18 protein-coding genes are annotated in these 12,114 nt (G+C 76.4%); 8 read left to right on the top strand and 10 right to left on the bottom strand.

All coding sequences use genetic code 11. From position 1 onward, the window contains the following. Positions 1-153: 153 nt before the first annotated feature. Positions 154-453 carry a WhiB family transcriptional regulator gene (locus tag BM414_RS04090; protein ID WP_093578148.1) on the top strand — a complete coding sequence of 100 codons (300 nt, stop codon included), beginning with the start codon at positions 154-156 and terminating at the stop codon, positions 451-453. A gap of 68 nt (positions 454-521) precedes the next feature. Here BM414_RS04090 and BM414_RS04095 read toward each other — a convergent pair whose 3' ends face one another. After that, positions 522-1,040 (bottom strand): hypothetical protein, encoded by a 519-nt coding sequence (locus BM414_RS04095; protein ID WP_093578149.1) that lies wholly within the window; start codon positions 1,038-1,040, stop codon positions 522-524. Between the two features lie 43 nt (positions 1,041-1,083). On the opposite strand from BM414_RS04095, the gene BM414_RS04100 reads away from it, so the two are divergent. Next, positions 1,084-1,527, top strand: coding sequence for a MarR family winged helix-turn-helix transcriptional regulator (locus BM414_RS04100; RefSeq protein WP_093578150.1), 444 nt, complete (start codon positions 1,084-1,086; stop codon positions 1,525-1,527). A gap of 117 nt (positions 1,528-1,644) precedes the next feature. Here BM414_RS04100 and groL read toward each other — a convergent pair whose 3' ends face one another. Further along, the gene (groL, locus tag BM414_RS04105; RefSeq protein WP_093578151.1) at positions 1,645-3,288 is read right to left on the bottom strand and encodes a chaperonin GroEL; all 1,644 of its coding nucleotides are present in this window, start codon (positions 3,286-3,288) and stop codon (positions 1,645-1,647) included. A gap of 156 nt (positions 3,289-3,444) precedes the next feature. Beyond that, positions 3,445-3,753, bottom strand: coding sequence for a co-chaperone GroES (gene groES / locus BM414_RS04110; protein WP_093578152.1), 309 nt, complete (start codon positions 3,751-3,753; stop codon positions 3,445-3,447). A gap of 182 nt (positions 3,754-3,935) precedes the next feature. Here groES and BM414_RS04115 point away from each other — a divergent pair, with 182 nt between their 5' ends. From BM414_RS04115 to BM414_RS04125, 3 genes are read left to right on the top strand one after another with little or no spacing between them, the layout of a single operon-like run. Further along, on the top strand, positions 3,936-5,159 hold the full coding sequence (locus BM414_RS04115; RefSeq protein ID WP_093578153.1) for a class I SAM-dependent methyltransferase: 1,224 nt from the start codon (positions 3,936-3,938) through the stop codon (positions 5,157-5,159). A gap of 33 nt (positions 5,160-5,192) precedes the next feature. Continuing rightward, positions 5,193-5,435 carry an RNA polymerase subunit sigma-70 gene (locus BM414_RS04120; RefSeq protein WP_245784472.1) on the top strand — a complete coding sequence of 81 codons (243 nt, stop codon included), beginning with the start codon at positions 5,193-5,195 and terminating at the stop codon, positions 5,433-5,435. Continuing rightward, positions 5,435-5,917, top strand: coding sequence for a Clp protease N-terminal domain-containing protein (locus tag BM414_RS04125; RefSeq protein WP_093578155.1), 483 nt, complete (start codon positions 5,435-5,437; stop codon positions 5,915-5,917). The genes BM414_RS04120 and BM414_RS04125 overlap by 1 nt, the downstream gene beginning before the upstream one ends. 25 nt (positions 5,918-5,942) lie before the next feature. On the opposite strand, the gene tsaD is transcribed toward BM414_RS04125, so the two are convergent. The 3 genes from tsaD to tsaB form a co-directional block, all read right to left on the bottom strand. Further along, on the bottom strand, positions 5,943-6,983 hold the full coding sequence (gene tsaD, locus BM414_RS04130; RefSeq protein ID WP_093578156.1) for a tRNA (adenosine(37)-N6)-threonylcarbamoyltransferase complex transferase subunit TsaD: 1,041 nt from the start codon (positions 6,981-6,983) through the stop codon (positions 5,943-5,945). A gap of 67 nt (positions 6,984-7,050) precedes the next feature. Then, positions 7,051-7,500, bottom strand: coding sequence for a ribosomal protein S18-alanine N-acetyltransferase (rimI, locus tag BM414_RS04135; RefSeq protein ID WP_245784473.1), 450 nt, complete (start codon positions 7,498-7,500; stop codon positions 7,051-7,053). Next, a complete protein-coding gene (gene tsaB, locus BM414_RS04140) occupies positions 7,497-8,135 on the bottom strand; it encodes a tRNA (adenosine(37)-N6)-threonylcarbamoyltransferase complex dimerization subunit type 1 TsaB (protein ID WP_093578157.1) in 639 nt (212 codons plus the stop codon). The genes rimI and tsaB overlap by 4 nt, the downstream gene beginning before the upstream one ends. A gap of 86 nt (positions 8,136-8,221) precedes the next feature. Here tsaB and BM414_RS04145 point away from each other — a divergent pair, with 86 nt between their 5' ends. Further along, on the top strand, positions 8,222-8,905 hold the full coding sequence (locus tag BM414_RS04145; protein ID WP_093578158.1) for an alpha/beta fold hydrolase: 684 nt from the start codon (positions 8,222-8,224) through the stop codon (positions 8,903-8,905). A 2-nt stretch (positions 8,906-8,907) separates the two neighbouring features. Here the strand turns inward: BM414_RS04145 and BM414_RS04150 are convergent, their stop codons facing one another. Then, positions 8,908-9,318 (bottom strand): NUDIX domain-containing protein, encoded by a 411-nt coding sequence (locus BM414_RS04150; protein WP_093578159.1) that lies wholly within the window; start codon positions 9,316-9,318, stop codon positions 8,908-8,910. Continuing rightward, a complete protein-coding gene (locus BM414_RS04155) occupies positions 9,315-9,821 on the bottom strand; it encodes a GNAT family N-acetyltransferase (RefSeq protein ID WP_217644537.1) in 507 nt (168 codons plus the stop codon). The genes BM414_RS04150 and BM414_RS04155 overlap by 4 nt, the downstream gene beginning before the upstream one ends. Positions 9,822-9,866: 45 nt before the next feature. Here BM414_RS04155 and BM414_RS04160 point away from each other — a divergent pair, with 45 nt between their 5' ends. After that, positions 9,867-10,376: a GNAT family N-acetyltransferase gene (locus BM414_RS04160; protein ID WP_093578161.1), complete on the top strand. Its 510-nt coding sequence runs from the start codon at positions 9,867-9,869 to the stop codon at positions 10,374-10,376. Between the two features lie 4 nt (positions 10,377-10,380). Here the strand turns inward: BM414_RS04160 and tsaE are convergent, their stop codons facing one another. Continuing rightward, positions 10,381-10,830: a tRNA (adenosine(37)-N6)-threonylcarbamoyltransferase complex ATPase subunit type 1 TsaE gene (gene tsaE, locus BM414_RS04165; RefSeq protein WP_093578162.1), complete on the bottom strand. Its 450-nt coding sequence runs from the start codon at positions 10,828-10,830 to the stop codon at positions 10,381-10,383. Beyond that, a complete protein-coding gene (locus BM414_RS04170) occupies positions 10,827-11,459 on the bottom strand; it encodes a uracil-DNA glycosylase (protein ID WP_093578163.1) in 633 nt (210 codons plus the stop codon). Before BM414_RS04170 ends, tsaE begins: the two co-directional genes overlap by 4 nt. Positions 11,460-11,538: 79 nt before the next feature. Between BM414_RS04170 and BM414_RS04175 the strand changes: the two genes are divergently transcribed. Continuing rightward, on the top strand, positions 11,539-12,114 hold the full coding sequence (locus tag BM414_RS04175) for a TIGR04222 domain-containing membrane protein (RefSeq protein ID WP_281246711.1): 576 nt from the start codon (positions 11,539-11,541) through the stop codon (positions 12,112-12,114).

Consider the following 12,114-nt stretch of genomic DNA (forward strand, 5'->3'; position numbering starts at 1 on the left):
GACCGAGGGGAACACCCGTGATCACCCTGCGGAGGGAGACGGGGACCGGGAAAATGCTCGATCCCGGTGTGTTTGACCTCCGTGACCCTCGGGCACCGGCTCCCTGCGACCGGACCGCCCCCTCCGGCTCGCACTGAGCCGAGGAGGACCGACATGGCCGACATCCGCCGTCTCCCGACGCCCGTCGCCGAGGTGTGGGACTGGCAGCTGCACGGCTCCTGCCGTGGTGAGAGCACCGCGCTGTTCTTCCACCCCGACGGCGAGCGCGGCCCCGCCCGTGCGCGTCGCCAGGCCGCCGCCAAGGCCGTCTGCGGCAAGTGCCCGGTCGTCGAGGCCTGCCTGAAGCACGCGCTGAGCGTCCGGGAGCCCTACGGCGTGTGGGGCGGCATGAGCGAGGAGGAGCGGGCCCGGCTGATCGCCGCGGAGCCCGCCGCCGTCGCCGCGGGGGTCTGAGCACCCCCTGAAGACGACGGGAGGGCCGGTCCAGCAGTCGCTGGACCGGCCCTCCCGTCGTCTGCGCCTCAGGACACGCGCTCGGCGGTCATCCGCTCGTCGTGCACCCAGCCGGCGCCGGCGTCCCAGGAGGACTCGGCCGACCAGGTGAAGCCGTCGGGCCGCAGGTCGGTGAACCGCCACCGCAGCCACGGGTCCTCGTCGTCGCTGAGCAGCACGATCCCCCCGTCGCCGTCGGGGCCGCCGACGAAGCGGCGGACCCGCCCGTTGACCGGGTCCATCCAGGTGGAGCGCCAGATGCCCGGCGCGGAGGGGTCGGGGAAGCGGACCGTCGTCCCGTGGAAGGCGCGCGGGGGGACGCCGGCGCCCGGCTCCCCCGGGCCGGGCACGATCCACACGTCCTGCACCGCCCGGCCGCCCAGCACCCGCCCGACGTGCAGCTCCCCCACGGCGGTCGACCAGCGGCCGTCCGGCTCGAGGCCGGTCCAGGCCAGGTGCCAGCTCCCCTCCAGTCGGGCGAACAGGGCCACGGGCCCGGGATCCGCGGACCCCGGGGCGTGCAGGACGTCGGCCAGCATCGCGGTCATCCTTCTGTCAGCGTCCTGTCGCTTTGACAGTATGCTGTCAAACATGACCGATGTCCAGGAGGCGTACCGGCTGCTGGTCGCCGACGTCTACGAGCTGGCCGGCACGTCCCGCCGGACCAGCGAGGCGATCGCCGCGACCACCGGCCAGACCTCCGCCCGCTGGCACGTGCTGAGCGTGTTGTCGGGCGGACCGGCGACCGTGGCGACCGTGGCCCGGCGCCTGGGCCTGGCCCGCCAGTCCGTGCAGCGCGTCGGCGACGACCTGGTCGCCGACGGCCTCGTGGCCCGGCACGACAACCCCGACCACCGCACCGCCCCGCTGCTGGCCCTCACCGGCGCCGGCCGCGAGGCGCTGACGGCGCTCGTCGCCCGGGGCGACGCCGCCCGCGCCCGGGTCCTGACCGAGGCGGGGGTCACCGCCCGCGAGCTGCTCGACTGCCGGGACGTGCTCCGCAGGCTGACCGCCGCCCTGTCCGCGTCGCCCTGACCCCCGGACGACCAGAGGGCCGGCCCAGCAGCAGCTGGACCGGCCCTCGGTGCTCGTCAGGCCCCGTCCGGAGGCTCACGCCGCGCGGAGCGGGGCGTGAGGAGGACGGGGTCCTCCTCAGTGGCTGTGGCCGTGACCGTGCGAGTGGCCGTGGGTGTGGTGCCCGGCCCCCGCGTGGTCGTGCTCCTCCTCCGGCGCCTCGACGACGGCGGAGTCGGTGGTGAGGATCATCGCGGCGATCGACACGGCGTTGCCCAGCGCGGCCTTGGTGACCTTGACCGGGTCGATGACGCCGTCGGCGGCCAGGTCGCCGTACTCGCCGGTGGCGGCGTTGAAGCCGTTGCCCACCCCGAGGTCGCGGACCCTGCTGACGACGACGCGGCCCTCGAAGCCGGCGTTGTCGGCGATGCGGGCCAGCGGGGCCTCCAGCGCGCGCCGCACGGCGCGGGCGCCGGTCAGCTCGTCGCCGGACAGGTCCAGCGCGTCGATCGCGGTGGCGGCGTGCACGAGCGCCGAGCCACCACCGGGGACGACGCCCTCATCCACCGCGGCGCGGGTGGCGGCGATGGCGTCCTCGATGCGGTGCTTGCGCTCCTTGAGCTCGACCTCGGTGGCCGCGCCGACCCGGATGACGCCGATGCCGCCGGCGAGCTTGGCCAGCCGCTCCTGCAGCTTCTCGCGGTCCCAGTCGGAGTCGGTGTCCTCGATCTCGCGGCGGATCTGCGCGACCCGGTCGGAGATCGCGCCGGCCGTGCCGCCGCCGTCGACGACCGTCGTCGTGTCCTTGGTGACGGTGACGCGGCGGGCGGTGCCGAGCACCTCCAGGCCGACCTGGTCGAGCTTGAGGCCGACGTCCTCGCTGACGACCTGACCGCCGGTGACGATGGCGAGGTCGGTCATGAAGGCCTTGCGGCGGTCGCCGAAGTAGGGCGACTTGACCGCGACGACGCGGATCGTCTTGCGGATCGAGTTGACGACGAGGGTGGACAGCGCCTCGCCCTCGACGTCCTCGGCCACGATCAGCAGCGGGCGGGCGCCGGAGCCGAGCACCTTCTCCAGCAGCGGCAGCAGGTCGGCCAGCGAGCCGACCTTGCCCTGCACCAGCAGCACGAGGGTGTCCTCGAGGACGGCCTCCATCGCCTCCTGGTCGGTGACGAAGTAGGGCGAGAGGTAGCCCTTGTCGAACTGCAGGCCCTCGGTGACGTCGAGCTCGGTGGAGAGGGTGTTGCTCTCCTCGACGGTGATGACGCCGTCCTTGCCGACCTTCTCCATCGCCTCGCCGATCAGCTGACCGACCTCGGCGTCCTGGGCCGAGATGGTCGCGACGCCGGCGATGGCCGCCTGGTCGTCGACCGGGATGGCGACCTCGTCGAGGGCCTTGCTGACGGCGTCCGCGGCGGCGCGCATGCCGCGGCCGAGCTCCATGGGGTTGGCGCCGGCGGCGACGTTGCGCATGCCCTCCTTGACGAGGGCCTGGGCCAGCACGGTGGCGGTGGTGGTGCCGTCACCGGCGACGTCGTTGGTCTTGGTGGCGACGTTCTTGGCCAGCTGGGCGCCGAGGTTCTCGTACGGGTCCTCGAGCTCGACCTCGCGGGCGATCGTGACGCCGTCGTTGGTGATGGTGGGGGCGCCGAACTTCTTGTCGAGGACGACGTTGCGCCCGCGCGGGCCGAGGGTGACCTTGACGGCGTCGGCGAGCTTGTCCACGCCGCGCTCGAGTGCGCGGCGGGCGTCCTCGTTGAACTTGATGATCTTGGCCATGGGGCCCTTCCGATCAGGGGGAGAACAGCGTGGGACGACGACCGCCCCGGGACCCGGTCAGTTCGGGTCGCCGGGGCGGTCGGGTTCGAGCAGGTGGTGCGGCCCCCTGCAGCGGCCCGCGGGGAGCGGGCGAGCCGTGGGGGGCAGGGGGTCCTTCTACTTCTCCACGACGGCGAGCAGGTCGCGGGCGGAGAGCACGAGGTACTCCTCGCCGGCGTACTTGACCTCGGTGCCGCCGTACTTCGAGTAGATGACGACGTCGCCGACGTTGACGTCGAGCGGGACGCGGTTGCCGTTGTCGTCGACGCGGCCGGGGCCCACGGCGATGACCGTGCCCTCCTGCGGCTTCTCCTTGGCGGTGTCCGGGATGACCAGGCCGGAGGCGGTGGTGGTCTCGGCCTCGTTGGCCTGGACGACGACGCGGTCCTCGAGCGGCTTGATGTTGACCTTGGTAGCGGTCGTCACGAGGTGACGCCCCCTTCGGGATCGGACGGCGGGTGGTTTCGCATGCTGTGGCACGGGGGCCGGGCCTGCCGTCGCGGGGGTCAGGCGCCTGCCCGTGTCGATTGGCACTCTACCCATGAGAGTGCCAGCCGCTCAACCGGGTCGCCGGTTCGGAGGAGCGCCGTCTGCGGGAGGCTGACCGCGTGCCCGACCAGCCCGCCGACTCCGCCGTGCTCGCGCTGCTCCGCGGCCCCGAGGGGAGCGCGGCCACGGCGCGGGCGGCGGCACTGCTCGCCGAGGGCGCCGACGTCCTGACCGGGGTGGCGCGGCTGCGCGCGGAGGTGAGCCCGGAGCTGGCCGGCCCGGCGTGGGAGCTGGCCCGGCTGCGCGAGCGCGCCCGGCCGGTGTTCGGCGCCGACGCCGACCGACTGTTCCTCACCGCCGACACCCTCGAGCAGGCCGGCCGGCCCGAGCTCGCCGCCCGCCGCGCCGCCCGGCTGCTCGCTGACGGCACCGACTCCGCCGCCGACCTCGGCTGCGCGGCCGGCACGGACACCGTCGCCCTCACCCGGGCCGGCGCGCGGGTGCTCGCCGTCGACCGCGACCCGGTGGCCCGGGAGCTGACCGCCGCCAACGCGGCCGCCCTCGGGGTGGACGACGACGTGTGGGTGGTCGCCGGCGACGTCGTCGAGCTGGTGGCGGCCGCCCGTGGCGGGGAGGTGGCCGGGTGCGGTGCCGCCGTCCTCGACCCCGCCCGCCGGGCCGGCGGGCGGCGGCAGCTCGACCCCGACCGCTGGTCGCCGCCGTGGTCGACGGTGACCAGGCTGCTCGACCGGGTCCCGCGTGCGGTGGTCAAGGTGGCGCCGGGGCTGGACCACGACCGCGTCCCCGAGGGCGTCGAGGCCGAGTGGGTCTCGGTGCGCGGGTCGATCGTCGAGGCGCTGCTGTGGGGCCGCGGGGTGTCGGCGACGTGGCGGCGGGCGACCGTCGTCCGCGACGGGACGGCGCACGAGCTGACCGCCGACGCCGACCCCGGCCCGGCCGGCGCCGGCCCGGTGCGCGCCTGGCTGCACGAGCCCGACCCCGCCGTCATCCGCTCGGGACTGGTGTCCCTGGTGGCCGCGGAGCTCGGTGCCACGCTGGTCGACCCGACGATCGCCTACCTGACCTCCGACGACCGGGCCGCGAGCCCCTGGGTGAGCTCGTACCGCGTCGACGAGGTGCTGCCGTTCAACCTCAAGAAGCTCAAGGCGCTGCTGCGGGACCGCGGGATCGGCCGGGTGGTGGTCAAGAAGCGCGGCTCGGCGATCGAGCCCGAGACGCTCACCCGGCAGTTGCGCGGCCCGGGCGCGGGGACGGCGACCGTCGTGGTCACCCGCGTGGCCGGTGCTCCCACCGTCCTCCTGTGCGCCATCAACCCAGGTTGACGGAACCGGTGTCATCAACCTAGGTTGATGCCCGTGACAGGCGGACCGGTGACGGTGCCGGGTCCCGAGGACCCGGAGGCGGCGCTCGCCGCCGTCGTCGCCCTGCGCCGGCTCGCGAGCCGGCTCGAGGTGGAGGCGGTGGCCGAGGCGGTCGGCCGGGGCTGGACGTGGGCCCAGATCGGCGAGGCCCTGGGCATCAGCGCCCAGGCCGCGCACAAGAGGTTCGCCACCGAGGTCCGCGCGCGGCGCGGACACCGACCGGAGAGGACTGAGTGATGGGGATCGTCACCGCGGTACGGGACCTGCGCACGGTGCGGGCGCTGCTGACCGGCGCGGAGGCCGAGGCGCGCAGCAGTGGCGAGCGGACACCGGGGCCCGAGCACCTGCTGCTGGCCGCCACCGCGCTGCCCGACGGCACGGCGTCCGCCGCCCTGGCGCGGGTCGGGGTCGACCGGGACCGGCTGCGCGCGGCCGTCGAGGCCGCGCACGCGGCGGCACTCGCCTCGGTCGGCGTGGGGGCCGACCCCGGCGAGCCCGCGCTGCGCGGCCCGGCCACCGGGCCGATGCGCTCGACACCGCAGGCCCAGCAGGTCTTCCGCGAGGCGGTCGCGGCGGCCAAGGCGGCGCGCTCCCCGCTGCGCGGCGCGCACGTCGTGGCCGCGGTGTGCGACCTCGAGCGCGGCACCGCTGCCCGGGCGCTGTCGGCCCTCGGCGTCGACCGCGAGCAGCTCCGCGACGCCGCCCACGACGTCAGCTAGGCAGCAGAGATGACCATCTCTGCCGCTATCGGCTGACGACGTCGATCGGCAGGGAGCTGTCGGCGCCGAGGTCGGGGGCCGACGGCGCGACGCCGGCGGTGACCAGCCGCGAGCCGAGCGCGGCGACCATCGCGCCGTTGTCGGTGCACAGCCGCGGGCTGGGCACCCGCAGCACGATCCCGGCCGCGGCGCAGCGCTCCTCGGCCAGTGCCCGCAGCCGCGAGTTGGCCGCCACTCCCCCGCCGAGCACCAGGTGGTCGACGCCGTGGTCGCGGCAGGCGCGCACCGCCTTGGCGGTCAGCACGTCGGCGACCGCCTCCTGGAACGACGCAGCGACGTCCGTCACCGGCACCGGCTCACCGGCCCTCCGCCGCGCCTCGACCCAGCGCGCGACGGCGGTCTTCAGGCCGGAGAAGCTGAAGTCGTAGGGGGCGTCGCGGGGGCCGGTGAGCCCGCGGGGGAAGTCGACCGCCGACGGGTCTCCCTCGCGGGCGGCGCGGTCGATCGGCGGGCCGCCGGGGAACGGCAGGCCGAGCACGCGGGCGACCTTGTCGAAGGCCTCCCCGGCGGCGTCGTCGATCGTGCGGCCCAGGGACCGCACCTCCAGGGCGAGGTCGGGCACCAGCAGCAGCGAGCTGTGCCCCCCGGAGACCAGCAGCGCCAGCGACGGCTCGGCCAGCGGGCCGTGCTGCAGCTCGTCGACGGCGACGTGCGCGGCCAGGTGGTTGACCCCGTACAGCGGCCTGTCGAGCGCGAGCGCGTACGCCTTCGCGGCGGCCAGCCCGACCAGCAGCGCGCCGGTGAGCCCCGGGCCTGCGGTGACGGCGACCGCGTCGACGTCGGACGCGGACACCCCGGCCTCGGCCAGGGCGCGGTGCACGGTCGGGACCATCGCCTCCAGGTGCGCCCGCGAGGCGATCTCGGGCACCACGCCGCCGAAGCGCTCGTGCTCGGCCATCGACGTCGCCAGCGCGTCGGCGAGCAGCGTGTGCCCGCGGACGATCCCGACGCCGGTCTCGTCGCACGAGGTCTCGAACCCGATGACCAGCGGCTCGCTCGACGTCACCGTCCGCTCCCGCGGTCGCTCCGCTCCTCGCGCGCAGGGCTCGCTGCGATGCCCACTCCCCGTCCGCTCATCGGATCTGCTCCCGCCTCATCACGACCGCGTCGGTGTTGCTCGGCTGGTAGTAGCCGCGCCGCCGGCCGATCTCGGTGAACCCGCGCCGCCGGTAGAGGCCCTGCGCCAGCTCGTTGTCGGCCCGCACCTCGAGCAGCACCACGGGGCTGCGCCGGTCGGCCTCGGCCAGCAGCGCGTCGAGCAGCTGCGCGCCGATGCCCTCCCCCTGCCGGCCGGTGGCGACGCCGATGGTGGCCACGTGCGCCTCGTCGTCGTAGGCGATCAGCCCGGCGTACCCGACGACCGCCCCCTCGTCCTCGGCGACCAGGTAGTGCCGGGTGTCGGTGCGGGCGAGCTCGTCGCGGTACATCGCCCGGGTCCAGGTGTCGGGCGCGAAGAGCTCGTCCTCCAGCGCCAGCACGGCGTCGAGGTCGGCCAGCCGCATCGGCCGCAGGCGGGCGGTCACGGCGTCGTCACCGGCTTGAACGACGTCGGCGGGACGGCGTCGGGCCGGCGCAGGTACAGCGGCACCAGCGGACCGGCGGACGACGGGTCGTCGAGCAGGGTCGCCGCGGCGCGCAGCAGCCCGGCCGTGGTCACCTCGGCCGGCTCGACCGGCGAACCGAGCCGCTCGGCGAACCGCGGGTCGCCGGCCAGCGGGCCGGTCAGCCGGGCGTCCTCCGGGCGGACGACACCGGGGCCGTCCACCCGTGCGCCGTCGGCGTCGTAGGCAGCCCAGTAGACCTCCTTGCGGCGGGCGTCGGTGACCACGGTGCGCGCCCCCGAGCCGACCGCGTCGAGCGAGCAGACGCCGACGGCGGGGACGCCGCGCGCGTCGGCGAGCGCCGCGGCGGTGACGACGCCGACCCGCAGGCCGGTGAACGGCCCGGGGCCGAGGCCGGCCACGACGGCGTGGACGTCGGCGAGGGCCAGGCCGGCCTCGGCGAGCGCCTCCCGCACGGCGGGGACCAGCAGCTCGGCGTGCCGGTTGCCCGAGGGGACCGCCCGCTCGGCGAGCACCTCGACGTCCCCGCCCTCTGACCGGCGGGCGACCCCGGCGACCAGCGTGGGGGTCGCGGTGTCGAGGGCGAGGACGAGCACGGTCGGCCAGGTTAGTCCGGCGTTGTCGGACGACGGTGCGGTCGGGCAGGATCGCGCAGCCCACCTGATCGAGGACGAGGACGCCGATGACCGCATCCCTGCTGCTCGTGCACGGCGCCTGGCACGGCTCCTGGTGCTGGGGACCGCTCCGGGACGCCCTCGGCGACGACGTCCGGGTGCACACCGTCGACCTGCCCAGCGTGGGTGACGACCCGGCCGCCCTGGGCGACCTGTACGCCGATGCCGCGGCCGTGCGGGGCGCGCTCGAGGAGGTGGACGGGCCGGTCGTCGTCGTCGGCCACTCGTACGGCGGCGCCGTGGTGACCGAGGCGGTCACCGCGGACAGCGGCGCCGCGCACCTCGTCTACCTGTGCGCCTTCCAGCTCGACGTCGGCGACTCGCTGCTGGGCACCGTGGGCGGGCAGGCGCCGCCGTGGTGGGACGTCCAGGAGCAGGCGATCGGCGTGGTCGGCCCGGAGCGGGTCTTCTACAACGGGGTGCCGGACGAGCTGACCCGCGACTCGGTGGCGCGCATCGCCCTGCAGTCCCGCGCGTCGGTCGAGCAGCCGCTGACCAACGCGGGGTGGCGGCACACGCCGAGCACGTACGTCGTCTGCGAGGAGGACCAGGCCATCCCGGTGTTCGCTCAGGAGGCGATGTCCTCGCGGGCCGGCGAGGTGCTGCGCCTGCCGTCCGGGCACTCGCCGTTCCTCTCGCACCCGGCCGAGCTGGCCGCGCTGCTGCGCCCGGTCCTCGACCGCGCCGGCTGAGGTCAGTCCGGCCGCGCCGCGGGCCCGGCCACCCGCTCGACCAGGCCGGCGTAACAGGGGTGCGCCAGCTCCAGGTCGCCCACCTCGGCCGCCCCGACCCACCGCAGCTCGTCGTGCTCGGCGGGCTGCAGGTTGCGCGGCTCCCCGCGCCAGGCGCGCACGACGTGCACCGTCAGCGCCACCTCGCCGTCGGTCACCCGCAGGACCGGCTCGTCGTCCACCTCGGTCGCCTCGACGCCGATCTCCTCGCGCAGCTCGCGGAGGAGGGCGGTGCGCTCGTCCTCCCCCGGCTCGACGTGGCCGCCGACGACATCCCAGACGCCGGGGTACCAGCCGCGGCCGGGCGACCGGTGGCCCAGCAGGACGCGGCCGTCGCGGACGAGCAGGCCCGCGACGACGTGGTGCACGGTCACGCGTCCAGCTCGTACACGGTCTCGAGGCCGTCGACCTCGTCGACCTGCTCGCCCACCTCCCGGAACCCGAACGGCCGCGCCACCGCCTGCGAGGCCGCGTTGTCCGGGGCGATCGAGAGGCGCACCACCCGGACGTCCGGCTCGCGGCGGGCCCGGTCCAGCAGCACCGCGAGGGCGGCGCGGGCGTAGCCGCGGCGCCGGTGCTCCGGCAGCACGGCGTAACCGATCTCGACCATGCCGCGGGCGTCGGGCGGGCCGTGGAAGCCGGCGCGGCCGACCACCTGCCCGCTGTCCACGTCCTGCACCACGCCGGTCACCCACGCGGCGACGCCGGGGTCGTCGGCCACCTGCTGCGCCCGCATCCGCCAGACCGGCGCCCAGCCGGGATCGGCGAAGGCCGGTGGCAGCGGCACCGGGGCTGCGGCGTTCGCAGCGGCGAGGTCGCCGTCGGCCAGCGCGGCGAACACCGGGTGCGACAGGGCCAGGACTCCCACGCGCGGCACGACTGGCGACGCTAGCGGTCCGGCGTCCCGTGCGACCCTGGCACCGTGCGCTGGCCGGCCGCGGACCTGGTCGAGACGCCGCGGCTGCGCCTCGAGCCGATGACCGTCGCGCACGCCGACGACCTGCACCCCGTCCTCGCCGACCCCGCGCTGTACCGGTTCACCGGCGGGAGCCCGCCGACGCCCGACGAGCAACGGGCCCGGTCCGCGCGACAGGCCGTCGGCGCCTCCCACGACGGGACGCAGGGCTGGCTCACCTGGGTCCTGCGGCTGCGGGACACCGGTGCCGTCGCCGGCTTCGTCCAGGCCACGCTCACCCGCGACGGCGACGTCCTCACCGCGGACCTCGCCTGGGTGGTCGGCACCGCCGGTCAGGGCGGGGGGCTCGCCACGGAGGCGGCCGTCGCCGTCGTCGCCCGACTGCGGGCGCAGGGCGTCGCCCGGTTCGGCGCCTGGATCTCCCCGGACCACGCCGCCTCGGCCGCGGTGGCCCGGCGGTGCGGGCTGACATCCACTGCGGAGGTCGCCGACGGCGAGGTCCGCTGGGCGGGATGACCGCTCAGCCGCCGAGCCGGGCCTCCCAGCCGGCTCCGTGGGGCACCAGCACGGCCGTGCGGACGTCGTCGTCGCGGCGGTCGAGCCGCACCTCCAGGTGCTCGTCGGCCAGCCGCTCGACCAGCCCGGCCCCCCACTCGACCACGGTCACCGACTCCTCGGTCGAGGCGTCGAGGTCCAGGTCGTCCACGTCGGCGACGCTGCCGAGCCGGTAGGCGTCCACGTGCACCAGCGGCAGCCGCCCGCCGCGGTGCACGCGGGCGATGACGAACGTCGGCGAGGTCACCGGCTCGCCGACGCCGAGCGCCGCGCCGAGGCCCTGGGTCAGCGCGGTCTTGCCCGCACCCAGCGGGCCGGTGAGGACGACCAGGTCCCCCGGCGCGACGACGTCCGCCAGCGCCGCACCCAGCGCCCGGGTGTCGTCGACCGTGGGCAGCAGGTGCTCGCGCCTCACGGCGCCAGGCTCCGCGCCACCGACGTCAGGTCCTCCAGCAGCCCGGCCCGCGGCGCCCCGGCCGGGCCGAACCGGATGGCCGCCGACGGGTGGTAGGTGGCCCAGACCGCCCGGCCGCCGACGTCGTGCGGCCGGCCGCGAACCTCGGCGAGCTTCGTCCGCGGCCCGAGGAACCACTTGGCCGAGGACAGCCCCAGCGCGACGACGACGGGCGGGTCGAGCAGCTCCAGCTGGCGGCGCAGCCAGCCGCTGCAGCGGGCCACCTCCGGCGTCTTGGGGGTGCGGTTGCCCGGGGGCCGGCACTTCACGACGTTGAGCACCGCGGCCTCGGCGCGGTCCAGGCCGGCCTCGGCGAGCAGCAGGTCCAGCAGCTGCCCCGACTTCCCCACGAAGGGCCGGCCGGTGTCGTCCTCGTTCGCGCCGGGCGCCTCGCCGATCAGCGCGAACCGCGCCCGGCCCCGGCGCGGGGGGTCCCCGACGACCACGTGCTGCCGGGTGGCGGCCAGCTCGGGGCAGGCGACGCACGGCGTCGCGGCCGCGGCGAGCGCCGGCCAGTCCGCGGCCGCGGCGGCGGTGCGGGCGACCTCCTCGGCCGTGGCGTCGGACCGGGGCGGACGGGGAGCGGCCACGCGCCGACCCTACGGCGGCCGATCACGAGCGGCCTCCGGGCTTCCCTCCTCCCCCGCCGCCTGTCACCGTTGACCCGGGATCCCGCGACCGGGAGGAGCCGCCATGACGCAGCCGGACGTGTACGACGTCGCCTGCCTCGCGGGAGGCCCGCACCGGGTGGTCGACACCGCGCTGGTGGCGCTGCTGGTCACCGGCCGGGTCCGCGCGGTCGCCCCCGGGGAGCTGCAGGTGGTCGAGGCGCGGCGTCGCCACCCGGTCGAGGCCGCGGTCCTCGACGCCGTCGGTGCTCGCGGCCGGCGCTCGGTGGAGACGGTGCACTGGCGGGCCGAGGCCGACGAGCGGATCGCCGGGATGGTCCGGCGGCTGCGCGCCGAGCGCCTGCTGGGCCGGTTCCTCGGCCCCACCGCGGCCGGCCGCCGGGTGCTCGAGCGCGCGAGGGCCGCCGACGTCGGTCCGGTGCTGCACGCCGCGCTCCTGGGGCCGGGGCAGCTCGCCGACCCGGCGCTGCGCGCGGCGGTCCTGGAGCCGCCGCGGCGGCCGGTGCTCCCGGACAGCGGCGTCTCGCCGTGGGTGCTGTCCTTCGCCGACGGCTGCGACGCCGCGCAGCGGACCCGCGACGAGCTGCTCGGCCGGTCGGTCGACGCCCGGGGCTGA

Source organism: Geodermatophilus amargosae, from assembly GCF_900116515.1.
GTDB lineage: Bacteria > Actinomycetota > Actinomycetes > Mycobacteriales > Geodermatophilaceae > Geodermatophilus > Geodermatophilus amargosae.